Source organism: Flavobacterium sp. B167r (genome assembly GCF_056824315.1).
Genome location: NZ_CP124859.1, coordinates 4,952,198 through 4,977,501 on the forward strand (window position 1 = coordinate 4,952,198; position 25,304 = coordinate 4,977,501).

Sequence of the window (25,304 nt, forward strand, 5' to 3'; positions counted from 1 at the left end):
TTATTTTTTGCAAATTTGCAATGGCAAAAAATAATTTACACACTACTTACCTTTAAGTAATCCACTTACTTTTTTGAAAGTTAACTGATATTTAAACACTTACTAAAATGCCTGATTTTTTTCACGACAGAAAACTTTACTATACTCCCATAGAATTTGCCTTAGCGCACATTGGAGGCACATGGAAAATGCCGATATTATGGAGATTGCAAAATAATATTCTGCGATTTAGCGAATTAAAAAAAGATATTCCGCACATAACAGACAAAATGCTGACAAGTCAATTAAAAGAATTGGAATCTAAAGGCTTAATTACTAGAAAAGCATATCCTACAGTACCTCCAAAAGTAGAATATAGTATTACATCTAAAGGAAAAAAAGCAATTCCTGTAATTGAAATAATAATGAAATATGGCTACGATTTGATTCAAGAAGAAGGAATAGATTATCCTCCTTTAAAAAAAGAATAAACCCTCCTTATTAAAGGTTAAATAGAAATCTGTTTGTTAAGTCAAATCGGATTTTTTTTTATCCTTTTTGTATTAAAAATATTACTGACAAACTAACATCCGAAACAAAATAATTCTTTAATTTTAACACATATAATCTATCAAAAAAATAAATTAAAAATCATGTCTGAAACAAAGATATTCTACGCCGACGGGGAAAGCCCAAAAATGATCGAAGCCTATAAAAGAGCTCAAGAAACCTTCAAATATTTCTGGAGAGAACTTTCTTGGGAATATAGAAGAATAATTCCAGGATTGGATGTTGCCTGCGTAAAACTAGCTTTTACTCAAGATATTGACGGAGAAACCGTAGTTGAACACATGTGGATTAATGATGTAAATTTTGACGGTGAAACGATCTACGGAATTTTAGTAAACGATCCTAATGAATTGACGAATGTAAATAATGGAGATGAAATCGCAATTCCGATTAATCAGATTAGCGATTGGTTATTTGCAAGTCAAGGAAAAACACACGGTGCATTTACAATTCAGGCAATGCGTTCAGAAATGAGCGATGAAGAAAGAGAAGCTCATGATGAAGCTTGGGGATTAGACTTTGGAGATTTTAACGATATTCAGATTGTTTTTGAACAAAAAGAAAAACCAGAAAATCTGATTGAACATCCAATGAGTAAAAACATGAAAGAAAGTCTCATTGAATTCTTAAAGAGCAATCCAGAAGAAATAGAAGCGCAAGACGATTTGGGCTATACATTTTTACATCGAGAAGCCATTGCTGGAAATCAAACTTCTGTAGAACTCATTTTAAACGCAGGTGCAAATGCAAATGCAAAAACCAATAACGGAAAAACCGCTTTAGATTTTGCCAAAGAACTCAAATGGGATCACTTAATCCCTGTACTTCAATAAAAATTTTCAAAATCCGATTTGCAAAAGCAGGTCGGATTTTTTAGTTTAAATAAAATTCAAAAAACAAAACTATACTTTTAACTTCTTTAAAATTTAGAAAAATTTAAAGAAAATTTCTCTGCACGGCAATCTGTCTTATTTTAATACAAAAAAGACTTCTAGCGACCTCTCATCAATTTAAAGCGAATTAGTTTTGTAATATTTAAAATTCAAAACACTATTAAGATGAGAATCAAAATCATTATCATTGTTCTATTATCAATTTTTATAGCTGGTATTGTATGGAGCTGTAAGCATAACGAAGAAAAAAATGTTGGTAAAAACACCAACGAAGCAGAACAATTAGAAACCGGAAATCAACGTTTTTTAGAAGGTAAATCTATTCATCCGCGTCAAGACAAGAAAACCGTTCTCGCAAATCAAAATGGACAAAAACCTTTTGCGGTTATCGTAACGTGTTCTGACAGCAGGGTATCGCCAGAAATTATTTTCGATCAAGGAATTGGTGATTTATTTGTAATACGAAATGCTGGAAATCTAATTTCAGATATCGATATGGGAAGTATTGAATATGCCATACAACATCTAGACACAAAATTAATCGTGGTTTTAGGCCACACAGAATGTGGTGCTGTAAAAGCGTATATTAATGACAAAGACAGATCGTATAAAAAACATTTAAATCATATTGACGATATTGTAGAAACGATCTCAAATGAAGATGAAGAAATCCAAGCCGACAAAATTTTACCAAAAGCACAAAATTATTTAGGTGCGATTAAAGCCAACGTTAAACATTCAACCAAACAAATTCAGGATAATGCTATTGCAAAAGGGCATAAAGTAAAAGTAGTCTCAATGTGTTACGACGTGCATACAGGAAAAACTGAAAAAATATAGTCTGTGAAAACAGATTCTTAAAAATCCAATTGGCTCTTTTGCTTCTTGGATTTTTTTTCGTTTAATTAATATATTCTTCACTTTCGTAGCTTATTTAAAGTCAAGAATGTGCTACTTTTGCTGCACCAAATCTAACCTCCTCAAGAATGAAAAAATTATTCTTTTTAATTATACTGTTTTCATCAGTTCTTTTATCTGCCCAAATAAAAAACAATGCTGAGTTTGCTTCAAATTTAAAAAATACTTTTTCACAGTCTTCAGACTGTGTTAACGACTTCGAAAAAATTCTTAAACCAGAAGAACTTAAAACCTTAAACACAACTCTAAACAATTTTGAAAAAAAATATCTTTATAAAATTGTTATTATAACGACTCCTTCTGTTCAGCCGTTTCCTTCTTTTGAAGAATTTGCTGTAGATCTTGACAAGTTTTTATCAAAAGATCCGAGATTAGATCCTACCATTTTAATCCTTGTCAGCAAATCATTAAGACAGATTCAGGTTTTAAGCGTAGATTTCATAAAATACAAATTAAATACCGAAGAAACGCAAGTCATAATCAGTACATATGCAGTTCCTGAACTCAAAAAAGGAAACTATTATAAAGCTTTAGAAATGGCTTCGAATGAATTCATGAAAAAATTGCAACAATAAAAATAAATACGTAAAATCCGATTTGTACAAACAGGTCGGATTTTTTATTTATCTTGTCTCTTTCTTAACTCAATTAAAATGATTAATTACAACAATAAAACTTTCAAACCTATCAGCAATAGCGAAAACGGAGAAACATCTAACGAAACTGCTTTTCATTATAAACAAGAAGGAAACATTTTGACTTCAGAATATTCAGGAGGAAAAATCAAAAAAGGCCATCTTATTGGTTTGGTTGATGAAAAAGGGAATATTGAAATGAGATACCATCAAATAAACGAAAAAGGAGAATTAATGACCGGTATTTGCAATTCTAAACCCGAAATTTTAGAAAATGGAAAAATAAGACTTCATGAAACCTGGCAATGGACATCGGGCGACGAATCTAAAGGAAATTCTATAATCGAAGAGCAATAAATGCAAATTCTAAATGGTGCAAATAATAGAATTACGAGAAATCGATTTACCAAATTTAAGAGAACTATTCTTAAATGAAAGACAACGCACATTTATAGAAGAAGACATTTCCGCATTCAGGCTAGAAGATTTTGACAAGCAAACACAGGGAGAATACATTTTAACTGCTCATATAGACAATATTCTTGTTGGATTTATTTCGATCTGGATGCCCAATAATTTTATCCATCATCTTTATGTTGATAACGAATTTCAAGGAAAAAACATCGGTACCAAATTATTAAAAGCCGCCATACAGAAAACCACATTTCCAATTACCTTAAAATGCCTCGTAAGCAATACTAAAGCAGTTGAATTTTATATTAAAAAAGGATTTATAGAAAAATCGAAAGGGCATTCAAGCAACGGAACTTATATTTTATTTGAGCTAACAAAAGATATAAAATAACCCTAAACGCTAAAGACATGAATCAGATTCAAGATTATAACGATGCTCAGACAGCTGAAAACAAAGAAATCTGCGATATTCTTTATTCGATTATCATGAAAAACCTGCCTGATGCCGAAAACAAAATCTGGCACGCTCATCCCGTTTGGTTTCTAGAAGGAAATCCGGTTGTGGGGTATAGTAAATTAAAAGATTCTGTTAGATTACTTTTCTGGAGCGGTCAATCTTTTGACGAAGAACAACTCCAAAACGAAGGCTCATTTAAGGCAGCCGAAAAACGTTATACAAATGCTGATCAAATAGATAAGCAAGATCTAAAACGCTGGCTTGAAAAAAGCAGAGAAATTCAATGGGATTACAAAAACATTGTTAAACGAAAAGGTGAATTGCTTCGATTGAAATAACGCCAGTAAAATACAAAACACGAATTTCAATATTTAATTTTATTAACGTCATATTACTGTTACAAAATTATTTTCCTTTTATAAAATAAAAAGATGGAGACTAAAACCCTTAACGCGCATCAGAGCAAAAAATCGTAGATTTTTCAAGTGTTAAGGCCGATTTGATTCATAAAGAATGATTATCTTAGGGACATTTAGAACATTGAAAATGTAATGGCTAAACACTTTGAACTTATTAATAAAATTCCAGAAAAAAATAAAACAATAAAATAATTCCTAAATCTTAACCAACCTAAAATGATACCAGACAATTCAACTGAAAAATCAGTTTTTGAAGAAATTCCAACGGAGAAAATATATTCTAAAAAAGCGATCAGCACTGCAACTTTTTTTGGCGGTCCATTGGTTGCAGGATATTGCATTGCTCAAAATTTTAAAACTTTTAATGATTTTGAAAAAGCCAGAAACACTTGGATTATTACAGCATCATGCACAATCGCTATCATAGGAATCTCATTTAGTCTTCCTGAAAAATTTCCTAAAATTATTTTCCCTGCCATTTATTCGTTCATTGCTTCTTACATAATTCAGACTTATCAAGAAGAAAATATAAAAAAACATAACGATAACGGAGGAGACACCTTTGGCGGATGGAGAGTAACTTTTATCGCTTTCCTAAGTTTTCTAATTTTATTTGCATCAATTATGGCACTTGCAATACTCTTTTATGGCATTTAAACTTGTCTGAAATCCGTTAAGAAAACAAACTATTTTAATTAAAAGCAATGACAATAGAACAAATTATTGACCTTCAAATGAAAGCCTTCAATAATCGATCAATCGAAGAAATGATGCCTTTGTATACAGACGATATTAAAATTTTTAATTTCTCTGATCGCCAGTTGATTATTAATGACAAAAAAGAATGTGAAGAAATGTTTCTCAAACTTTTTGAACAATCACCAACCTTAAATGCAGCAATCATAAAAACAATTTTTTTTGACACAAAAGCAATTGTTCACGAATACATTACTGGCAGAAATGGAGACGAAACCAAAAAAGAACAAGTAGTAATTTTTGAAGTGCAAAATCAAAAAATAAGCAGAATGGACATAATACGATCTTAACTTGTCTTAAATGCCCCTTAAAATTGTCTCTCAAACACCTTAATTAATTGATTTTTAGATTGTAAATTTACTTTACTAATTTAAAAATCAATTAATTATGAATACTCAAGATTTTACCACATCTATAATAGTCGATCAATCACCACAAGAAGTTTTTAAAGCAATACAAAATGTTAGCGGTTGGTGGTCTGAAGAAATTGAAGGAAAAACAGCAAACGAAGGTGACGAATTTAAATATCATTACGAAGACGTTCACCGATGTAAAATAAAATTGATTGAAGTAATTCCGAATCAGAAAATCGTTTGGCTGATTGAGGAAAATTATTTCAGTTTTACGAAAGACGATACCGAATGGACCAATACAACAGCCGTTTTTGACATTTCGAAAGAAAACGACAAGACAAAACTCACTTTTACACATGTCGGTCTGGTTCCAGAATATGAATGTTTTGAAGTTTGCAAAACCGGTTGGACAAACTACATCGAGAATAGTTTAAAAAAACTCATTGAAACTGGAAAAGGACAGCCAAATGCTACTGGAAAGCCTCAACTTGAAACGGAAAGGAAATTATCCGAAAAATAAAATCATATTTCATACTATTATTTTAGACTACGTCAATCATAGATTTGGCTAAATCTGTTTGTATGATGCTTCGCAACTTTGTATCATCAAAAAAATAGTATTATGAAAATTATAATTACAGGTTCTTTAGGGAACATTAGCAAGCCTTTAGCGAAAGCTTTATTAAAAGACGAACATCAAATTACAGTAATTGCAAGCAGTAATGAAAGAAAATCGGAAATTGAAAATCTTGGAGCTCAAGCCGAAATTGGTTCGGTAAATGATGTCAATTTTTTAACTCAAACTTTTACAGGAGCAGATGCCGTATATTGCATGATTCCGCGTGCAAATTATTTTGACCCAAATCTTGATTTAGATGCTTTTACTCGTACAATTGGAAGTAATTATGCAGAAGCTATCGAGAAATCTGGCGTAAAACGTGTGGTATTTTTAAGCAGTATTGGCGCACATTTAAAACAAGGTTCTGGAATTATTCAGCGTTATAATGAAATCGAAACGGTTTTGAACAAGCTTTCAGATGTTTCAATTACATTCATGCGTCCAACTTCTTTTTACTACAATTTGCTGGCTTATATCCCGATGATTAAAAATCAAGGAATTATCGCTGCTAATTATGGAGCAGATCAATTGATTCCGTGGGTTTCTCCAAACGATATTGCCGAAGCAATTGCAGAAGAACTTACCACTCCGCTTGACGGAAAAAAAATACGTTATGTATCGAGCGAAGAGCTTTCTGGAGATCAAACCGCAAAAATCTTAGGTGAAGCAATTGGAAATCCAGATTTAGAATGGAAATTAATTACTGACGAAGAAACTCTAAACGGATTAATTGCTGTTGGAATGCAACCTAAAATTGCGCAAGGTTTGGTAGAAATGTACGCCGCACTTAACAGCGGTTTGCTAGTTAAAGATTATAATCAAAATCGTCCTGCGGTTTTAGGAAAAACAAAACTGGCAGATTATGCAAAAGAATTTGCTTCTATTTTCAACCAAAATTAAGTACTTTGTAGTATGGCAAATCAGCAACCACTTCGATTTAAAACAATAAGCGAATTTCATGATTTTAGAGATTTGCCAAAACCCGAACATCCTTTGGTGAGCGTTTACAATTTTGAAGATTTAAAATATCTCAATAACGAAGAACCAAAAAGCTTAATGTTGGATTTTTATTCGATTGCTTTAAAAAGAAATGCCAACGCAAAAATGCGATATGGGCAACAGGAATATGATTTTAAAGAAGGAGTTTTAATTTTTCTTTCGCCAGGACAAGTTTTTTCTATTGAAGGAAACGCAGAAATGAAACACACAGGATGGTCATTATTGATTCATCCTGATTTTCTTTGGAATACACCGCTTGCGCAGAAAATCAAACAGTATGATTTCTTTGGTTATGCCGCCAATGAGGCACTTCATCTTTCTGATAAAGAGGAAAATATGTTAATTGATATCATTAAAAATATTCAGCAAGAATATAAATCCAATATCGATAAGTTTAGCCAAGATGTAATTATTGCGCAAATTGAATTGTTTTTGACTTACGCCGAAAGGTTTTATAACAGACAATTTATTACTCGAAAAATTAGCAGTCATCAGATTTTAGCGCGTTTAGAAAAATTGCTTGACGATCATTTTAAAGATGATTCCCTTAAAAATCAAGGACTTCCAACGGTACAATTTATAGCCGAAAATTTAAATGTTTCTCCCAATTATCTTAGTGCATTATTAAAAACGAATACTGGTCAAAGCACGCAACAGCACATTCATAATAAATTGATTGAAAAAGCCAAAGAAAAGCTCTCAACCACTACGCTATCGATCAGCGAAATTGCATTTGAACTTGGTTTTGAGCATCAGCAATCATTCAGTAAATTATTCAAAACAAAGACCAATACTTCGCCTTTAGAATTCAGACAATCATTTAACTAATTGCTTTATTTTTCATAAATTCGTTAGGTAAAAACGAAAATTATGAATCCATTTTTAAGAAATACTTTGGCTGTAATTGCAGGTCTTGTTATTGGAAGCATTGTCAATATGAGTATTATTTTATTGAGCAATTCAATAATTCCGGCTCCAAATGGTGTGGATGTTACCACTACCGAAGGTTTAAAGGCAACCATGCATTTATTTGAACCAAAGCATTTTCTTTTTCCTTTTTTAGCACACGCAATCGGGACTTTTGCAGGAGCATTGACAACGGCTATTGCAGCTATTCATCACAAAACAAAATTAGCTTTCGGAATTGGCGCTTTCTTTTTGTTTGGCGGTATTGTTACGGTTTTTACTTTGCCGTCTCCTATTTGGTTTAGTTTTGTAGATATAATTTTCGCTTATCTTCCGATGGCTTATTTAGCTTCTAAAATTGCTTTAAAAAAGAAAAAATAAAATGAGCGACAAAACCATAAAACCAGCAAAAAAATGCTACGAACATATTGGTGGCAAATTGGGCGAATTGCTTTTAGAGACATTTGCCGACAAAAAATGGATTGCTAAAAATAATCCCGCAGACAAACATTTCTACATAACCGAATTGGGCGAAAAAGAATTTACCAAACTGGGCGTAGACCTTAGCAAAATAAAATCGGAAGTCCTTTAATTTTATAAATTTCCAATCCTTTTCTGCAAAATTTATAGCACTTTATTTCATAACTTAGTTTGCTTTTAAATTTTGAATTATGACTAAGAAAGAAATCGCTAAAAACTTCCTGAAATTGGCAGCAAAAGGGCATCCTCACGAAGGTTTTCGGTTATATGTTGGAAAGAATTTCAAACACCACAACGCTTATTTCAAAGGCGATGCAGACACCTTAATGCTTGCCATGGAAGAATCTGCCAGAACAAATCCGAATAAGGTTTTTAAAATTCATCATATTCTAGAAGACGGAAATTTGGTTGCTGTGCATTCACATCTCAAACAAACGCCTTCAGACATTGGTTTTGCCGTTGTACACATTCTTAAATTTGAATCGGATAAAATCGTCGAACTTTGGGATCTCGGACAGCCCGTTCCTAAAGATTCTATTAACAAAAACGGAATGTTTTAAATTAAAATTTTGTTTCAAGTTTCAGGTTTCAAGTTGCCTGCAAAAAACGTTAAACCTGAAACTTGAAACTCAAAACAAAAAGAAACTCCCAATAACCAAAATGAACTTCATCTCTAAAATTTCCTTATCACTGCTAGTAATCTTAACAAGTTGTCATTCTTCAGCACAGAAAAAAGACAATTTCAAAAAAAGTATCGATAGTATAATTCAAAATACCAATCCTAAATTTAATGGTACAGTTTTGATCTCACAAAACGGAAAAACTTTGTATTCTAAAGCAGAAGGCTTTTCGAATTTTGAAACTAGAACGCCTTTGAAAATGGATACACAGTTTGAGATAATGTCGAACAGTAAATTAATTGCTGCCGTTTTACTTTTATTAGAAGTAGAAAAAGGAAAAGTAGATTTGAATGCTCCGATTAAAAAATATTTGCCTGAGCTCAAACAAACTTGGGCTGATTCTGTTACCGTTCATCAGCTTTTAAACCATTCGCATGGAATTGTCGATTTGCAAAAACCATTGGCTTTTAAACCGGGAACGCAATTTAAATATGGTAATTTAAACTATAGTTTAATCGGAAAGATTGTTGAATTTACCACGAAGAAAAGTTATACAGAAGTAGCCGAATCGCTTTTTAAGAAATTAAAAATGAATCATACTTTTTGTTATTCTGCAAACAAAACTGAGGATTTAGCAACTGGATATGACAACAATAAAAACACTCTAACTCCTTTGAAGTTTGGTTTTATAAATAATGATAACTTAGGCGCAGATGGCGTTATTTCAACAGTTTCAGATCTTGCTATTTGGAATAATAATCTGCATAAAGGAAAAATATTAAAGTCAGAATCGTATCAATTATTGACTAAAAATACAATTCTGTCACAACATAATTTCTTCCGAAAAGAAAAACAACCTTACGGCTACGGAATTAGAATTGTTGAAGAAGATAATGTAAAATATCTTGGACACACTGGTTTAGGAGGTGATGGATTTTCTTCTGTAAATATTTATTTCCCAGAAAGTGATGTAAGTTTTATTGCTATGGAAAATCAGATGCCACAAGATGCTGATTTGTTTTACATAACCGAATTTAAAATCAAAAACTTTTTGCTTAAAAGTGATTTAATAAAGAAAAATAATTCTCAAAATGGCAAAAAATAAAACCAACGAAACAGCAGAAAGCGTTACTGATTTTATTAATGCTGTCGAAAATGAAGTTAAAAGAAATGATGCTTTTGAACTTCTTAAAATAATGCAAGAAACATCTGGTTTTGAACCCAAAATGTGGGGACCAAGCATTATTGGTTTTGGAAGTTATCATTACAAATACGACAGCGGACACGAAGGCGACGCACCATTAGCCGGATTTTCACCAAGAAAAACAGCAATGACCGTTTATTTCTATCTGCCAGAAGAAAAAAGAGAAGAACTTTTACCGAAACTAGGAAAACATACTTCTTCAAAAGCTTGTATTTACATCAAAAAGCTAGATGATGTTGATAAAGAAATTTTAAAAAAGATAATTTTACTTTCTATTCAGTACACCCAAAATTTATATCCCTCAAAATAAAATGATTACATTCTTAATTCTATTATTCATAATAGTTCTTGCCGTTTACTTTTTTTTACAGCATCCTCAATTTGGAAAAGCGCCGTCTGGCGAAAGATTGATTCTAATTCAGAATTCGCCACAATACAAAAACGGAAAATTCGAAAACCAGAGCTTTACGCCAGATCTTGCTGAAGGTGCAAGCATGCCTGGAGTTTTGTTTGATTTCTTCTTCAAAAAAGTAGAAAGAAAAATCCCCACTGATTTGATTCCGTCAATTAAAACCAATTTGAAAGAACTTTCTTTAGATCAAGATATCTTGATTTGGTTCGGACATTCGTCTTATTTTATTCAGTTGGAAGGAAAATGCTTTTTAATAGATCCTGTTTTTAGCGGAAACGCCTCTCCTATTCCAGGAACAACAAAATCGTTTAAAGGCTCTGATATTTATACGGTTGACGATCTTCCAGAAATTGATTATTTATTGATTACACATGATCATTACGATCATTTGGATTATAAAACGATTTTAAAATTAAAGCCTAAAACAAAGAAAATAATTACTGCTCTTGGCGTCGGTTCCCACTTCGAATTCTGGGGATTTCCTACTGAAAACATTATTGAAAAAGATTGGTACAGCACTATCCAATTAGATGAAAATCTAACAATTCATACCGCGCCATCAAGACATTTTTCGGGCAGAAGTTTTAAAAGATGTAATACGCTTTGGACTTCTTTTGTTTTAGAAAGCAAAGACTTTAAAATGTATTTGGGCGGAGACAGCGGTTACGACAAACATTTTGCTGAAATTAGCGAAAAATATGGTCCTTTTGATGTTGCTTTAATTGATAATGGACAATATAATCAGAGCTGGAAATACATTCATAATTTACCAGAAGATGTAATAAAAGCAATGAAAGACTTGAAAGCAAAACGAGTATTTCCGGTGCATTCTTCTAAGTTTGCTTTATCGCTTCATGCGTGGGACGAACCTTTGAAAAAAGTAACCGAATTGAATAGTTTGTCTGAAAATCCGATTAGTTTAATTACTCCAATGATTGGAGAAGCAGTTGAACTAAAAAATGATAAACAGGAGTTTAAAGAATGGTGGCTTAATATTCGATGATTTTTTTTAAGGAACAAAGGCTCAGAGGAACAAAGGGACAAAGGTTTTCTTTCAGCTAATAAACTAAGACAAACAAAAAACATCTGTAATGTCACCCTGAGCGAAGTCGAAGGGCGCAAAGGGCTTCGACTTCGCTCAGCCAGACAATGCAAACCAAAAAACTAAAAATGAAATCAAAAATATATTATTTCACAATTGCATTTCTATTAACAATAAACCTATTTTCTCAAAACACCTACGTGTTTTTGGGTTCTTATAACCGCGATAAAACTGCCGAAGCTATTCAGGTTTATCAATTGGATACTTTGAGCGGAAAATTAACCAAATTTACTTCAGTCAAAAATATTGTGAATCCATCTTATTTGACGGTTTCGCCAAACGGGAAATATGTTTATGCTTGCACAGACACCAAAACTCCAAATGCGGGAAGCGTGAGTAGTTTTGAATTTAATCCGTCAGCGAAAACATTGACTTTTTTAAACAGTCAGAGAAGCGGTGGCGAAAATCCTGTCTATGTAAGCGTTCATAAAAATGGGAAATGGCTTGCGAATGCCAATTATACAGAAGGAAGCGTTTCGGTTTATCCGCTTTTAGAAAATGGAAAAATTGATTCGCTTGCGCAGAATTTTCAATATTCAGATGGTAGCATAAATAAAGAACGCCAAACCAAATCTCACGTGCATTCCGCGGTGTTTTCTCCGCAATGCGATTATTTGTTTTTACCCGATTTAGGAGCCGATAAAATTCGCTGTTATGCATTTGATGAAAATCTGAAAAAGCCTTTAGTCGAAACCAAAAATCCGTTTACAAAAACCGATTTAGAGGCTGGACCAAGACATTTTACTTTTCACCCAAATCAAAAATGGGGATACTGCATTGAAGAAATGGCAGGGCAAATAAGCGTTTATAGTTATGAAAATGGTGTTTTAAATAAAATTCAGCGCATTGCTACGCATTCAGATAAAATAAAAGAGGGTTTCGAAAGTTCTGATATTCATATTTCTCCTGATGGAAAGTTTTTGTATGCGACAAATCGAGGAAAAGAAAACAATATTGCCATTTTTTCTATCGATGAAAACGGATTGCTTAAAAACATTGGCTATCAGTCTACTTTAGGAAAACATCCGAGAATTTTTGCTCTTGATGAAAGCGGAAAATTTTTAGTTGCCTCGAATGTCTTAACCGGAGATGTAATTGTTTTTAAAAGAGATTCTAAAACTGGATTATTGAAAAAAACAGGAAAACAGATTAAAATGAAAAATGTTTCTTGTGTACAAGTTCGAAAAATTTAGCCTTTAACTAAAATCATAAAAATGCAAACATCAAACTTTAATTTACAGCCAGATTTCTTAGAAAACGAAATCTCAAAGTTAATTCCGTTAGAAGAAAAACATTTTGAAGCCTTATTTGAAGCCGCTTCAGACCCGTTAATTTGGGAACAAAATCCAGTTAATGATCGCTATAAAAAAGACGTTTTTAGAAATTACTTTGATATCATCCTTACAAAAAGTCCGTTCCTAATTCTCGATAAACAAACCAATGAAATTATGGGAACAACAAGTTTCTACGATTATAATCCAGAAAAATCGAACGTTGGAATTGGTTACACTTTTATCACCAGAAAATATTGGGGCGGTCCGTACAATAAATCAAATAAAAAATTAATGATCGATTATGCGTTTCAGCATGTTGATTCGGTACTTTTTCACATCGGAGCAGAAAACTTCCGATCGCAAAAAGCTGTTTTAAAACTTGGAGCAGAAAAGATCAATGAGTTAACATTTACGATTAATGGTCTAGAAGTTCCGTATTTTGAATATGAATTGAAGAAAAAATGAGACTTGAGCTGAAATGAAAGAAGCAAGAAACAAGAAACAAGAGGAAAGATATTGAGCATAATCAATTGTCTTGCTTCTTGTTTCTTTGCTCTTTCTCCTCTAAAAAAATAAAAATAAATGAAAAGAATAACCGTTTTCTGTGCATCTAGTTTTGGCACCGAAAAAATTTACGAAGAACAAGCAATTGCTTTGGGTAAAACCTTAGCGGAACAAAATATAGAATTAATTTATGGCGGTGCAAATGTCGGTTTAATGGGCGCTGTAGCTGATGGAGCTTTAAACGCTGGAGGAAAAGTTATTGGTGTATTGCCTAATTTTTTAAGATCTAAAGAAATTGCTCATTTAGGCTTAACTGAATTAATTTTGGTTGAAAGCATGCATGAAAGAAAAACCAAAATGAACGATTTATGCGATGGTGTAATTGGGCTTCCAGGCGGTTTTGGAACTCTCGAAGAACTTTTTGAAATGCTGACTTGGGCACAATTAGGATTGCATAAAAAACCAATCGCCATTTTGAACATAAACGGTTTTTACGATTCACTGATTGAGTTATTGCAAACAATGACAGATAAAGGATTGCTAAAAGAAGCTAATCAAAAAATGTTATTGGTTAGTGATTCTATTGATGATTTATTAAATCAAATGCGAAATTACACCGCGCCAACTGTCGGAAAATGGATTGATAAAAAAAAGTTATAAGTCAGAACTTAAGATCTCAGTACAAAATTTAGAGTTATATTTACATTTCCTCTTTGCACGTAACTAACTAATTTCAAACAAAATGAAAACAGAAAACAACAAATATGCAAAGGCCGAAATGCTGATAAGAAAACCTGTTGCTGAAGTTTTTCAGGCTTTTATTGATCCTCGCATTACAAGTAAATTTTGGTTTACAAAAGGATCAGGAAAATTAGAAGAAAATCAAAAAACAGAATGGACTTGGGAAATGTATGGTTTTTCGCTTTCTGTTACTACACTTGTTCTTCAAGAAAATAAAAAGATTGTAATTGAATGGGGAAATCCTGATGAAATTACTTTGGTAGAATGGGTTTTTAGTCCGTTGAACGAAAATGAAACTTTTGTGAGTATCATCAATTCTGGTTTTCATGGCGACACAGATAAAATTATAGATCAGGTTCGTAATTCGACTGAAGGTTTTACTTTGGTTTTGGCTGGAGCAAAAGCTTATTTAGAACATAATCTGCAATTGAATTTGGTTTTGGATCGTTTTCCTAAGGGACTTGCGTGATGAAGATTTAACCTCAAATTTGTGCCAACTCTGCGTAAAAATTTAACCGCAAAGAGCGCAAAGATTTTTGAGAGTCATTAAAATGAAAAGTTCACAAAGCTAAATCTACGCAAAGCTTTGCGAACTTAAAATAAGGTTCTGCTTAAGTCTCGCAATAAAATAACTTTGCGAACTTTGCGGTAAAAAAATTAACCGCAAAGAAAAGACAACTTGAAACCTGAAACTTGAAACAAAAAAACAAAAGTCATGGACGTTAAAAAACCAGAAAACATAGACGAGTACATTGGCGGATTTCCAAATGATGTTCAGGAAATTTTGGAAAAAGTCAGAATGACGATTAAGAAAGCAGCTCCCGATGCTACAGAGAAAATCAGTTATTCGATGCCAGCTTTTGAGCAAAATGGCATTGTAGTTTATTTTGCAGCTTTTAAAAACCATATCGGACTTTATGCTTTACCTAGCGGACACGAAGCTTTTGCAGAAAAACTTTCTAAATACAAATCAGGAAAGGGCTCTGTGCAATTTCCTTTAAAAGATCCAATGCCTTACGATTTGATCACAGAAATTGTAAAATTTAGAGTCAAAGAAAATCTGGCAAAAGCCAAAAAGAAATAATACCACAATGAATTTAACTGAACACTACAACCAACTTTACAAAACATCTTCTGAAATCATTTCAGCAGGAAAGTATTCTATAGATTCTGAACTTAAAAACAAATCTGATTCTCGTTTCGGAATTACGCTGCTTATTCGTCCAAACGATGAAATTAAAACTAACATCCAGACTTTTATTAACGAATTAAAAAAAGCCGAACCTGAACAGTATTTTTACCCCGATTCAGACATTCATATTACGGTTATGTCAATTATTTCTTGTTCTTCTGATTTTATTTTGAATCAGATTTCTCCAAACGAATATATCGAAGTGATTTGCAGAAGTTTGGTTGATGTTGAGAAAATCAAAATTCAGTTTAAAGGTATAACCGCTTCTCCTTCAGCATTAATGATTCAAGGATTTTCGAGTGATGAAACTTTAAATAATTTACGAAATAGACTTCGTGAAAACTTCAAGAATTCAGTGCTAAAGCAAAGCATTGACAGCCGATATTCTATATCGACGGCATATTCTACTATAATGCGTTTTCAAGAAAAACTTCATGATCCGAAAAAACTAATAGAAATCGCAGAAAAATTCCGTGATTATGATTTCGGAGAATTCGAAGTCAAAAACTTAGAATTGGTTTATAATGATTGGTATCATCGTAAAAATACAACACGCGTTTTGGGTAATTTTTGCTTGAGATAATTTATTTAAAGCCAAAAACATTTTGTTAATAAAACTTCTATTTTCAAGTTTTTAGCATTACAAAATACAGCTACCTTTGAGTTCAAAATAACCAATTATACAAACTTTCAACGGTGGATAAAAAACTTTTCGGACTGGATCATTTACGTGCTTTTGCAATCTGTTATGTTTTTTTATTTCATTATCAAGTTCCCGTTTTCGGTCATCCAGAATGGCTTCCAACAATTGCTAAATTTGGCTGGACAGGAGTCGATTTGTTTTTTGTTTTAAGCGGATTTCTGATTTCTTCCCAGCTATTTTTACAAATTAAAAATGGTATCGAAATTTCTTTTAAAGACTTTTTTGTAAAACGCTTTTTTAGAATTCTTCCAGCTTTTTGGTTTGTTACGGCAATCTATTTTCTTTTTCCATTTTTTAGAGAAAGAGAAGCGTTGCCTTCTTTATGGAAGTTCCTTACTTTTACTCAGAATTTTGATTTAAATCTGAAGGATTTTGGTGCTTTTTCGCATGCTTGGTCACTTTGCGTTGAGGAACATTTTTATCTTCTTCTTCCCGTTTTTCTATACTTTCTAATAACGACAAAATTCTTTTACAAATCATATTGGCTGGTGATAGCCTTTTTTCTTTTGGGATTTGCGATTCGTTTTTACAGTTGGGAAAAATTGTATCTTCCAATTATCGAAAATGAAGATTCTTGGCTTTATTGGTATAAGTACATTTATTATCCAACATATAATCGTTTGGACGGACTTTTAATTGGAGTTTCTATCGCGGCGCTCTATCAATTTCTTCCTGAATTATGGAATAAAATCTCCAAATACGGAAATCTTTTACTGATTACTGGAGTTCTAATATTAGTCGGAGCTTACATTCTTTGCATTGATGAAAGATCTTTTTACGCATCAATTTTCGGATTTCCAGTTATTGCACTCGGCTACGGATTTGTGGTAATGGGTGCGATTTCTCCTGAAAGTGTATTGTATAAATGGAATTCTAAAATCACATCTTTTATAGCGGCGCTTTCGTATGGAATTTATTTAACTCACAAAGGAATTATTCATATTACGCAAGAATTTCTCTCTTATTTGAATATTGATACAAATAGTACATTATCAATGCTAATTTGTATTATTACTTGTGTTACAGCGGCATATCTGCTTCATCAAATAATAGAAAAACCATTTATGAAGTTGCGAGCGAGATTTTTAAGTACGAAAAAATTATTATTTGAATTTCCCAAAATGCCATAAAACTCCAGACGGATCATGCAGAAAACATTCGCTTCCCCAATCTAAATATTTTATCGGAGTTAATTTTGCTCCTTCATATTTTTCGGGAAGATTTAAAGCTAAAAGTTCACTGTAATAATGTTCAACATCATCTACTTCAAGGAAAATCATGGTGTTTTCAATCCAGTTTTTATCGTAGTAATCTTGAAGATAAAAAGCAATTTCTCCTGTTTTAAAAACTGAAAAGTTAGATTCTAAAACTGTTTCTTCAAATCCTAAATCGCGATAAAAACTTCTTGAAATTTCAAAATTCTTAGCGCCTATAAACGGTCGGATAGATTTAGCATTGTGATTCATTTTACTATAAATTTATGTCGTTATAATAAATTAAAAACCATTTGTTCTTAATCAGTTTAAATTTCCTTTCTACATCAAAACCACTATCTGGAATCCAAAATTTTTCTGTGATTAAAGTGTCTGTTTTTACTAATGAATGCTGGTATTCTTCAAATTTTGTATTTTCAGCAACAGGAATAGCTTGAAATTGCCAATTCTTTCTTGTCCAATTGTACTGTTCAAAACCTGCAACGTGTTTTCCTTCAATTGGAAAATCAACTCTTGAAACTTGAAAAAGAGAATCAGAATGGAATTTTTTATTGAATTCGTCAAAATTCTCAGGCAGTTCTTTTTTTATAGGTTTTGCAACGCTATCACTTTTAACAGCAACTTCAGAATTTAAAATCGGCTCTTCTTTAACTTTATTACAATTAAAAGAAATAAAAGCGAAAGCCAAAACAGCAAAAATAGTTGAGATTTTCATGAAGTTCAGATTTTAGCCTTTCTTTAAAATACTTCCTAAACCACGTCCGATTTGTTCGATTGCCTCAATACCTTTTGCTAAAGGTGATGCAGTAAAATCTTCGTAAGCGTCCATTGCGCTTTCTTTACGATCGTCTTGCGGATAAACAAGCATTACGTTATTGCTGTCGAAATACTTTTCAAACTTCGTTGGTAATTTTTCAAAGATTGATTGATAAGAAACAGAACCTTTTCGAGATAAATTGACAACAACCAAATCTGTAGGTTTTATATCGCTTGAAATCACATCAAAATCTTCCCAATCGGAAACATTTTTAAAAGCGAATTTACTGTTCAATTTTAAATTAGAAGCAATCTGCTGAATAGCCTGAAATGTTTTTTCTTCACCAAAAATCACAATCGGAATGCTTAATTCTTGCGCCAAACGGCTGACTTTCTGCATTAGCAAATGAAAACCAACTCCTCTTTCTGAAAACGGCGGGCAAATAAAAACCAGTCTTTTTTCTTCAATAAAATTCTTTTGAAACCTGCAGATAAACAAAGTCTTATCTACATTATTGATAATTGAATCTACATTTTCTCCGAAGATTTTGTCTATAAATCCTGTCTTTCTCGGCCATCCTACAATCACAATATCCGACATGATTTCTTTTGAAGTTCTTGCAATTCCGCTTGCAGGATTATGATCGATTCTCGCAATAGTATTAATTTTCACTTCTGAAGCCGATCCTTGAATTACAAATTTATCAGCAGCTTTTCTGTATTTTAAAATGTTCTTTTCTGCCTGATTATTGTTCGGAACAATCGTCAATAAAGTAACTGGATTTGACGATTTTTTATCTTTTATTAAAAGTGCAAAATCCAGTAAACTTGCCGCAGCAGAAGATTTTGCCAACGGAATTAAAATATGTTCGTCTAATATCTGATCTCTGCCTGCGTCGTCAGGTGAAATTTCTTCTTCGCAGATGGCGATTTTTTTTGCTGCTTTTTCTGTCGCAAAAGAAGCTACAATACAAGTAATTAGAATTAAAATAATAGTTCCGTTTAAAATATTTTCATCTAATATTTTTGCTTTAAATCCCACTAAAATTACAGCCAAAGTTGCTGCAGCGTGCGCACTGCTCAATCCAAAAATAAGCTGTCTTTCGGTTTTGGTATATTTAAAAACAATTTGAGTAAAAAATGCAGCAATCCATTTTCCAAATATTGCTACAACACTCAAAGTTCCTGCAACGATCAAAGCTGTTGGTCCGCTCAAAATAACACTTACATCAACAAGCATTCCCACAGAAATCAAGAAAAACGGAATAAATAGGGAATTCCCCATAAATTCAATTCTATTCATTAAAGCAGAAGAATGCGGAATTAAAGGATTCAAAGCCAAACCTGCAACGAAAGCTCCAATAATAGGCTCTACTCCTGCTACTTCGGCCAAGAAGGCTGCAAAGAAAACTACAGAAAGTACAAAAATATAATGGGCGTGTTTTTCACTTTCTAACTTCTTAAAAAACCATTTTGCAACACGAGGGATTATCAAAAACATTATAGCAGAGAAAATCGCCAATGAAATGATCAATTTAACCCAAAATGCCTGATTTAGATTTCCCTGACTGCTTCCCATAATTACTGCCAGAATAATCAAAACGGCAGTATCGGTCAAAATAGTTCCTCCAACTGTAATCGCAACGGCTTGATTTTTTGCAATTCCTAATTTACTCACAATCGGATATGCGACCAAAGTGTGTGTCGCAAACATACTTGCAGTTAAAAAACTAGCATTAAAATCATATTTCAATAAATAAAAACAAACTGGAAATCCTATTGAAAGTGGTAATATAAACGTAAAAAAACCAAACAGCAAACTCTTATTTTTGTTAGCTTTAAACTCATTCATATCCAATTCTAGTCCAGCAATAAACATAATATATAGAAGTCCGATTGTCGAAAATAAATCGACTGCTGAATTTTTCGCTAGAATATTTAATCCGTGTGGACCAATGATAACACCAGAAATAATAAGTCCGATAATTCCTGGAATGTTAATTTTTTTAAGTAAAATTGGGCTAAGCAGAATTATAAAAAGTATCAATGAAAAAATCAATACTGGATTGCTTAAGGGTAATTCAAATTCTTGTAATAGATGTCTGAAAAATTCTATCATATGGTAACTTTATCTTCTTGTGGTATTATTATTTGTAAAAAGACATTTCAGAATTAAAACAAAAATCCAAGAGGTATTAATATAAAGAATCAGGCGTTATTGCCGTTCGTTCTTTTACAAAAATACCGAAAAAACGTGAACTTTTTACGTAAACTGCATATTAAGGTTTTAAAATTATTTCATTGCCGAATTATTAAATTTTAATATTTTTTTTAACAAATACGCAAGATTAATAATCAAAAAGAAATCATCATTGCATTATTCGATTATCTTTGTCTTAACAAAAATTGAACAATGGAAGAATGTATCTCTGTTTTTGATATGCTTAAAATTGGCGTTGGCCCTTCAAGCTCACACACTTTAGGTCCTTGGCGCGCAGCCGAACGCTTTCTGGAAGAGCTGAAAGACGAAGCAATTTTAGACAATATCACAAGGGTAAAAGTCGATTTATATGGCTCACTTTCTTTAACTGGAAAAGGCCACGCAACAGACCTTGCCGTAATGCTTGGATTGAGCGGACAAGATCCTGAATATATTCCTGTAGAAGATATCGCAGGAATTATTAAAAAAATCGAAACATCAAACGAAATCAATTTGGGCAACCAAAAAGTGATTCCATTCTTTTTTCTTCAAGACATTGTTTTCAATAAAGACTTTCTTCCTTTCCATGCAAACGGATTGAAATTTACAGCTTACAAATCTGACGATTCTGAATATGAATCTACTTTTTATTCTATCGGAGGCGGATTTGTTGTGAAAGAAGAACGCACAAATGCCAAAGTAAAGGAAGCAATAAAATGTGCATTTCCTTATCCGATTCAAAATGCGGTGGAATTATTGAATTATTCGGTTACTGAAAATAAATCGATTTCTGAAATTGTATACGAAAATGAAATTTCGATGCGACCAGAAGCAGAAGTTCATTCTGAATTAATGCGCATTTGGAACACGATGCTGGAATGTATGTATATTGGCTGTCACTCGGAAGGTATTCTTCCTGGCGGACTTCACGTACGCAGAAGAGCTTTTGACATGCACCAAAACTTAATTGGATTATCTAATTATACCGACCCGCAAAGCTGGTTGGAAGAAATTAGAAAAACGGAGGTTAAATTTCGTCAAATCTTAAAATGGGTAAGCTGTTTTGCACTTGCCGTGAATGAGGTCAATGCGTCTTTAGGACGTGTGGTTACTGCCCCAACTAATGGAAGTTCGGGTGTAATTCCTGCTGTTTTAATGTATTATATGGTAATTGAAAACCATAATGCGGGCGAAAAAGAAATCAAACAATTTTTAATGGTGGCTGGCGAAATTGGAAGCATCTTCAAAAAAGGTTCTACTATTTCTGCAGCAATGGGCGGATGTCAAGCTGAGATTGGCGTTTCGTCTTCTATGGCAGCGGCGGCACTTTGCGAATTAATGGGCGGAACTCCTGCACAGGTTTTAATGGCTGCAGAAATTGCCATGGAGCATCATTTAGGTTTAACCTGCGATCCTATTGGCGGTTTGGTTCAAATTCCATGTATCGAAAGAAATACAATGGGCGCAATTAAAGCGATAAATGCTGCTGAATTGGCTTTAGAAACAGATTCTAAAAATGCTAAAGTTCCTTTAGACAAAGTGATCAACACAATGTGGGAAACAGCAAAAGATATGAATTCAAAATATAAAGAAACTTCTGAAGGAGGTCTTGCAATTGCCGTAAATATGGCTGATTGCTAAATTTAAAGTTTGCCATGAATTCCACGAATTAGGACTAATTTAAATAAAAAGGAATTCGTAAAAATTAAGGGAATTCGTGGCAAAAAATCTTAAAAATCACTACACAATTATTTTATTGTATTGGAAACCGTCAATTTCTATTAGAATTTAAAGACCGAAAAACATTTTCTCTCGAAATATTCTATAATTGCTAATTCCCTTTTTACAATTATTCAATACTTTTACAATATCAAAAAAACATAAAATGTCAGTAGCAAAAAAAGATTATAAAAGAATCACAACAAAGTCATTAATTGAAATGAAAAGCAACGGAGAAAAAATCTCTATGCTAACTGCTTACGATTACACAATGGCGAAAATTGTTGACACTGCAGGTGTTGACGTAATTTTGGTTGGTGATTCGGCATCAAACGTAATGGCTGGTCACGAAACGACTTTGCCAATTACTTTAGATCAGATGATTTATCACGCTTCTTCTGTAGTTCGTGCTGTAGAAAGAGGTTTAGTTGTAGTTGACTTGCCTTTTGGAAGTTATCAATCTGACCCAAAAGAGGCGTTACGTTCTTCTATCAGAATCATGAAAGAAAGCGGGGCTCATGCTGTAAAATTAGAAGGCGGAAAAGAAATTAAAGAATCAATCAAAAAAATATTAAACGCTGGAATTCCAGTAATGGGACACTTAGGTTTAACTCCTCAATCTATCTACAAATTTGGAACTTACAGTGTTCGTGCAAAAGAAGAAGAAGAGGCTGACAAACTAATTGAAGATGCTCAAATGCTTGAAAAAGTAGGATGTTTTGCAGTTGTTCTGGAAAAAATTCCAGCAGACCTTGCTAAAAAAGTAGCAGAAAGCATTACTATTCCTGTAATCGGAATTGGAGCTGGAGGCGGTGTTGACGGTCAGGTTTTAGTAATTCACGACATGTTAGGGATGAACAACGAATTCAGTCCGCGTTTCTTACGTCGCTACTTAAATCTTTATGATGAAATGACTAAAGCGATTGGCCAATATGCTGCAGATGTTAAGTCTAGTGATTTCCCAAACACAAATGAACAATATTAATCTAAGGTGCTAAGATTCTGAGATGCTAAGTTTTTCTCTTAGATTCAAAGATTTAAAAAATATGAATTGCCTCCAGCTTTAGCTGGAGGTTCTTTTTAAGATAATATCAAAGGCTTTAGCCAAACTTCATTTTCTAAAGTATAAATTCCATTCTATGAAAATTCTTTCAGACAAAAATAATCTCCAAGTTTTACACGAAGATAATCACATTATTGTGGTCAATAAACGTGTGGGTGATATTGTTCAGGGAGACAAAACTGGCGACAAACCTTTGTCTGATGTTGTAAAAGAATATATCAAAGCCAAATACAACAAACCTGGAGATGTTTTCTTGGGCGTAATTCATCGTTTGGATCGACCTACAACAGGAATTGTAGTTTTCGCTAGAACAAGCAAGGCTTTATCACGAATGAATGAATTGTTTAGCAATCGTGAAACGAAAAAAACATATTGGGCTGTTGTAAAAAACAAACCGAAAGAAGCACAGGCTAAATTGGTTCATTATTTAAAAAGAAACGAAAAAAATAACACTTCAAAAGCGCATTTAAAAGAAGTTCCTGACAGTAAATTAGCTAGTTTAGATTACACCATAATTCAAGAGCTTCAAAATTATACGGCGTTGGAAATTAATCTTCATACGGGGCGTCACCATCAAATTCGCGCACAGTTGAGCGCAATCGGATCGCCAATTAAAGGAGATTTAAAATACGGTGCAGACCGAAGCAATCCTGATGGCGGAATTCATCTTCATGCCCGAAAACTAACTTTTGTTCACCCTGTTTCAAAAGAGAATATCACAATTATTGCCCCTACTCCAGATGATTCAATTTGGAATGCTGTATGATTTTTATGATTTATTTGTTAAATTATTAAATTTTATCGATTAACTTGCAAAGAGAAAAAAACAAGCTAATCGTAAAATGGACTTCAAAAACGACATCGGATATCGAAAAGAAACTCTAAAAAAGTTATTGTATAATATTCAGAAAAGTGAAGACTTGATCGTAAAAGCTTTACATGATGACTTTAAAAAACCGGAGTTCGAAGCCGTTTTGACAGAAACCAATTATGTCATTTCGGAACTTAAAGATGTTATAAAAAACATTCATAAATGGGCTAAACCCAAACGTGTTTTCCCATCGTTGCTTAATTTTCCTTCTTCAGATTATCTTTACAAAGAACCTTATGGCGAGGTGTTAATCATTGCTCCTTGGAATTATCCTTTCCAACTTGCTTTATGTCCGCTAGTTGCAGCGGTCGCTGCAGGAAACCGAGTTGTTTTAAAACCATCTGAACTTACTCCTCACACATCATCAATTATTGCGAAAATTATAGAAAAAACATTTCATATTAATCACGTAGAAGTTTTTGAAGGTGGTGTCGATGTTTCGAATAAATTACTCGCACAACGCTGGGATTATATCTTTTTTACAGGAAGTGTCGCTGTAGGTAAAATTGTCGCAAAAGCTGCAGCAGAAAATTTAACTCCAGTTACTCTCGAATTAGGCGGAAAAAACCCTTGTATCGTTGATGAAACAGCCAATTTAAAACTTGCTGCCAAACGAATTGTGTGGGGAAAATTTATCAATGCAGGACAAACTTGCATCGCACCAGATTATATTCTGATTCAAAAAAATATGAAGGTTAATTTCATTTCTTATATGATTGAAGAAATCATAAAAGCTTATGGAAAGAAAATTGACAAATCACCAGACTTTGCTAGAATAATAAACACAAAAAACTGGTATCGATTAACCAATATGATTCAAGGCGAACATATTCTATTTGGCGGAGAAAGCGATGCCAACAAACTTTATATTGCTCCAACTCTTCTTGAAGAACCAGATTTGGATAGCGCAGTTATGAAGGAAGAAATCTTTGGCCCTATCCTTCCGATTCTTGTTTATGAAAATGAAAATGATATTGAAAAGGTTGTAAGCCGTTATGAGAAACCTCTTTCATTTTACATTTTTAGCGAAAATAATTCATTTGCAAAGAAATTAATTTCAAAATACTCTTTTGGAGGCGGGTGTATCAACGATACAGTCGTTCATTTTTCTAATAAAAGACTGCCTTTTGGCGGTGTCGGGCACAGCGGAATCGGCGCTTATCATGGCAAACGAAGCTTCGATACATTTTCTCATCATAAAGCAATTGTAAAAAAAGGAAATTGGCTGGATTTACCTATGCGTTATGCGCCTTACAAAGATAAATTAACTTCCATAAAACGAATTTTAGACTGGCTATAAATCAGTTAAAAACATTTCGTAATGTTTTGTA

General features: G+C 33.0%; 32 protein-coding genes. 29 read left to right on the forward strand and 3 right to left on the reverse strand.

The genetic code is table 11. The annotated features are described in order from the left end of the window. Positions 1-107 precede the first annotated feature (107 nt). The 25 genes from QLQ96_RS21570 (at position 108) to QLQ96_RS21690 (ending at position 17,280) form a co-directional block, all read left to right on the forward strand. Positions 108-470, forward strand: coding sequence for a winged helix-turn-helix transcriptional regulator (locus QLQ96_RS21570; protein ID WP_482493181.1), 363 nt, complete (start codon positions 108-110; stop codon positions 468-470). Between the two features lie 162 nt (positions 471-632). Then, on the forward strand, positions 633-1,382 hold the full coding sequence (locus QLQ96_RS21575; RefSeq protein ID WP_482493182.1) for a YegJ family protein: 750 nt from the start codon (positions 633-635) through the stop codon (positions 1,380-1,382). Positions 1,383-1,607: 225 nt separating this feature from the next. Then, complete coding sequence (locus QLQ96_RS21580) at positions 1,608-2,282, forward strand: carbonic anhydrase (RefSeq protein ID WP_482493183.1); 675 nt, start codon at positions 1,608-1,610, stop codon at positions 2,280-2,282. A gap of 146 nt (positions 2,283-2,428) precedes the next feature. After that, positions 2,429-2,935 carry a TPM domain-containing protein gene (locus QLQ96_RS21585; RefSeq protein ID WP_482493184.1) on the forward strand — a complete coding sequence of 169 codons (507 nt, stop codon included), beginning with the start codon at positions 2,429-2,431 and terminating at the stop codon, positions 2,933-2,935. 78 nt (positions 2,936-3,013) lie between these two features. Next, positions 3,014-3,352, forward strand: a complete 339-nt coding sequence (locus tag QLQ96_RS21590; RefSeq protein ID WP_482493185.1) for an avidin-fold protein — start codon at positions 3,014-3,016, stop codon at positions 3,350-3,352. 13 nt (positions 3,353-3,365) lie between these two features. Beyond that, complete coding sequence (locus tag QLQ96_RS21595) at positions 3,366-3,800, forward strand: GNAT family N-acetyltransferase (RefSeq protein ID WP_482493186.1); 435 nt, start codon at positions 3,366-3,368, stop codon at positions 3,798-3,800. 17 nt (positions 3,801-3,817) lie between these two features. After that, positions 3,818-4,204, forward strand: coding sequence for a DUF1801 domain-containing protein (locus QLQ96_RS21600; protein ID WP_482493187.1), 387 nt, complete (start codon positions 3,818-3,820; stop codon positions 4,202-4,204). A 297-nt stretch (positions 4,205-4,501) separates the two neighbouring features. After that, positions 4,502-4,942, forward strand: coding sequence for a hypothetical protein (locus tag QLQ96_RS21605; protein WP_482493188.1), 441 nt, complete (start codon positions 4,502-4,504; stop codon positions 4,940-4,942). Positions 4,943-4,989: 47 nt separating this feature from the next. Beyond that, positions 4,990-5,331, forward strand: coding sequence for a nuclear transport factor 2 family protein (locus QLQ96_RS21610; protein WP_482493189.1), 342 nt, complete (start codon positions 4,990-4,992; stop codon positions 5,329-5,331). 97 nt (positions 5,332-5,428) lie between these two features. Further along, complete coding sequence (locus QLQ96_RS21615; protein ID WP_482493190.1) at positions 5,429-5,914, forward strand: SRPBCC family protein; 486 nt, start codon at positions 5,429-5,431, stop codon at positions 5,912-5,914. 102 nt (positions 5,915-6,016) lie between these two features. Then, positions 6,017-6,913: an NmrA family NAD(P)-binding protein gene (locus tag QLQ96_RS21620; protein ID WP_482493191.1), complete on the forward strand. Its 897-nt coding sequence runs from the start codon at positions 6,017-6,019 to the stop codon at positions 6,911-6,913. A gap of 12 nt (positions 6,914-6,925) precedes the next feature. Then, the gene (locus QLQ96_RS21625) at positions 6,926-7,840 is read left to right on the forward strand and encodes a helix-turn-helix domain-containing protein (protein ID WP_482493192.1); all 915 of its coding nucleotides are present in this window, start codon (positions 6,926-6,928) and stop codon (positions 7,838-7,840) included. Positions 7,841-7,882: 42 nt separating this feature from the next. Beyond that, positions 7,883-8,299 carry a hypothetical protein gene (locus QLQ96_RS21630; RefSeq protein ID WP_482493193.1) on the forward strand — a complete coding sequence of 139 codons (417 nt, stop codon included), beginning with the start codon at positions 7,883-7,885 and terminating at the stop codon, positions 8,297-8,299. 1 nt (position 8,300) lies between these two features. After that, positions 8,301-8,510 (forward strand): ArsR family transcriptional regulator, encoded by a 210-nt coding sequence (locus tag QLQ96_RS21635; RefSeq protein WP_482493194.1) that lies wholly within the window; start codon positions 8,301-8,303, stop codon positions 8,508-8,510. A 79-nt stretch (positions 8,511-8,589) separates the two neighbouring features. Beyond that, positions 8,590-8,958, forward strand: a complete 369-nt coding sequence (locus QLQ96_RS21640) for a nuclear transport factor 2 family protein (protein WP_482493195.1) — start codon at positions 8,590-8,592, stop codon at positions 8,956-8,958. A 100-nt stretch (positions 8,959-9,058) separates the two neighbouring features. Continuing rightward, positions 9,059-10,123, forward strand: coding sequence for a serine hydrolase domain-containing protein (locus tag QLQ96_RS21645; RefSeq protein ID WP_482493196.1), 1,065 nt, complete (start codon positions 9,059-9,061; stop codon positions 10,121-10,123). Next, positions 10,110-10,532: a DUF1801 domain-containing protein gene (locus tag QLQ96_RS21650; protein WP_482493197.1), complete on the forward strand. Its 423-nt coding sequence runs from the start codon at positions 10,110-10,112 to the stop codon at positions 10,530-10,532. The genes QLQ96_RS21645 and QLQ96_RS21650 overlap by 14 nt, the downstream gene beginning before the upstream one ends. 1 nt (position 10,533) lies before the next feature. After that, positions 10,534-11,637 (forward strand): MBL fold metallo-hydrolase, encoded by a 1,104-nt coding sequence (locus tag QLQ96_RS21655; RefSeq protein WP_482493198.1) that lies wholly within the window; start codon positions 10,534-10,536, stop codon positions 11,635-11,637. 167 nt (positions 11,638-11,804) lie between these two features. Beyond that, positions 11,805-12,929 carry a lactonase family protein gene (locus tag QLQ96_RS21660; protein ID WP_482493199.1) on the forward strand — a complete coding sequence of 375 codons (1,125 nt, stop codon included), beginning with the start codon at positions 11,805-11,807 and terminating at the stop codon, positions 12,927-12,929. A 21-nt stretch (positions 12,930-12,950) separates the two neighbouring features. Beyond that, positions 12,951-13,475: a GNAT family N-acetyltransferase gene (locus QLQ96_RS21665; RefSeq protein WP_482493200.1), complete on the forward strand. Its 525-nt coding sequence runs from the start codon at positions 12,951-12,953 to the stop codon at positions 13,473-13,475. A 117-nt stretch (positions 13,476-13,592) separates the two neighbouring features. After that, complete coding sequence (locus tag QLQ96_RS21670; protein ID WP_482493201.1) at positions 13,593-14,174, forward strand: LOG family protein; 582 nt, start codon at positions 13,593-13,595, stop codon at positions 14,172-14,174. A gap of 82 nt (positions 14,175-14,256) precedes the next feature. After that, positions 14,257-14,724 carry an SRPBCC family protein gene (locus QLQ96_RS21675; protein WP_482493202.1) on the forward strand — a complete coding sequence of 156 codons (468 nt, stop codon included), beginning with the start codon at positions 14,257-14,259 and terminating at the stop codon, positions 14,722-14,724. 246 nt (positions 14,725-14,970) lie between these two features. Next, a complete protein-coding gene (locus QLQ96_RS21680) occupies positions 14,971-15,339 on the forward strand; it encodes an iron chaperone (protein WP_482493203.1) in 369 nt (122 codons plus the stop codon). A gap of 7 nt (positions 15,340-15,346) precedes the next feature. Beyond that, the gene (locus QLQ96_RS21685; protein WP_482493204.1) at positions 15,347-16,030 is read left to right on the forward strand and encodes a 2'-5' RNA ligase family protein; all 684 of its coding nucleotides are present in this window, start codon (positions 15,347-15,349) and stop codon (positions 16,028-16,030) included. A gap of 113 nt (positions 16,031-16,143) precedes the next feature. Continuing rightward, positions 16,144-17,280, forward strand: a complete 1,137-nt coding sequence (locus QLQ96_RS21690) for an acyltransferase family protein (protein WP_482493205.1) — start codon at positions 16,144-16,146, stop codon at positions 17,278-17,280. Here the strand turns inward: QLQ96_RS21690 and QLQ96_RS21695 are convergent. The 3 genes from QLQ96_RS21695 to QLQ96_RS21705 are packed head-to-tail and all read right to left on the reverse strand — an operon-like array spanning position 17,254 to position 20,239. Beyond that, on the reverse strand, positions 17,254-17,616 hold the full coding sequence (locus tag QLQ96_RS21695) for a VOC family protein (protein WP_482493206.1): 363 nt from the start codon (positions 17,614-17,616) through the stop codon (positions 17,254-17,256). The genes QLQ96_RS21690 and QLQ96_RS21695 overlap by 27 nt on opposite strands. 4 nt (positions 17,617-17,620) lie before the next feature. Further along, complete coding sequence (locus tag QLQ96_RS21700) at positions 17,621-18,079, reverse strand: hypothetical protein (RefSeq protein WP_482493207.1); 459 nt, start codon at positions 18,077-18,079, stop codon at positions 17,621-17,623. Between the two features lie 12 nt (positions 18,080-18,091). Then, positions 18,092-20,239 carry a cation:proton antiporter gene (locus QLQ96_RS21705; protein ID WP_482493208.1) on the reverse strand — a complete coding sequence of 716 codons (2,148 nt, stop codon included), beginning with the start codon at positions 20,237-20,239 and terminating at the stop codon, positions 18,092-18,094. Between the two features lie 294 nt (positions 20,240-20,533). On the opposite strand from QLQ96_RS21705, the gene QLQ96_RS21710 reads away from it, so the two are divergent. The 4 genes from QLQ96_RS21710 (at position 20,534) to QLQ96_RS21725 (ending at position 25,273) form a co-directional block, all read left to right on the forward strand. Beyond that, a complete protein-coding gene (locus tag QLQ96_RS21710; RefSeq protein ID WP_482493209.1) occupies positions 20,534-21,961 on the forward strand; it encodes an L-serine ammonia-lyase in 1,428 nt (475 codons plus the stop codon). A 244-nt stretch (positions 21,962-22,205) separates the two neighbouring features. Next, a complete protein-coding gene (panB, locus tag QLQ96_RS21715; protein WP_482493210.1) occupies positions 22,206-23,024 on the forward strand; it encodes a 3-methyl-2-oxobutanoate hydroxymethyltransferase in 819 nt (272 codons plus the stop codon). A 154-nt stretch (positions 23,025-23,178) separates the two neighbouring features. Further along, positions 23,179-23,868: an RluA family pseudouridine synthase gene (locus QLQ96_RS21720; protein WP_482493211.1), complete on the forward strand. Its 690-nt coding sequence runs from the start codon at positions 23,179-23,181 to the stop codon at positions 23,866-23,868. A 76-nt stretch (positions 23,869-23,944) separates the two neighbouring features. Further along, complete coding sequence (locus QLQ96_RS21725) at positions 23,945-25,273, forward strand: aldehyde dehydrogenase (RefSeq protein ID WP_482493212.1); 1,329 nt, start codon at positions 23,945-23,947, stop codon at positions 25,271-25,273. Positions 25,274-25,304 lie beyond the last annotated feature (31 nt).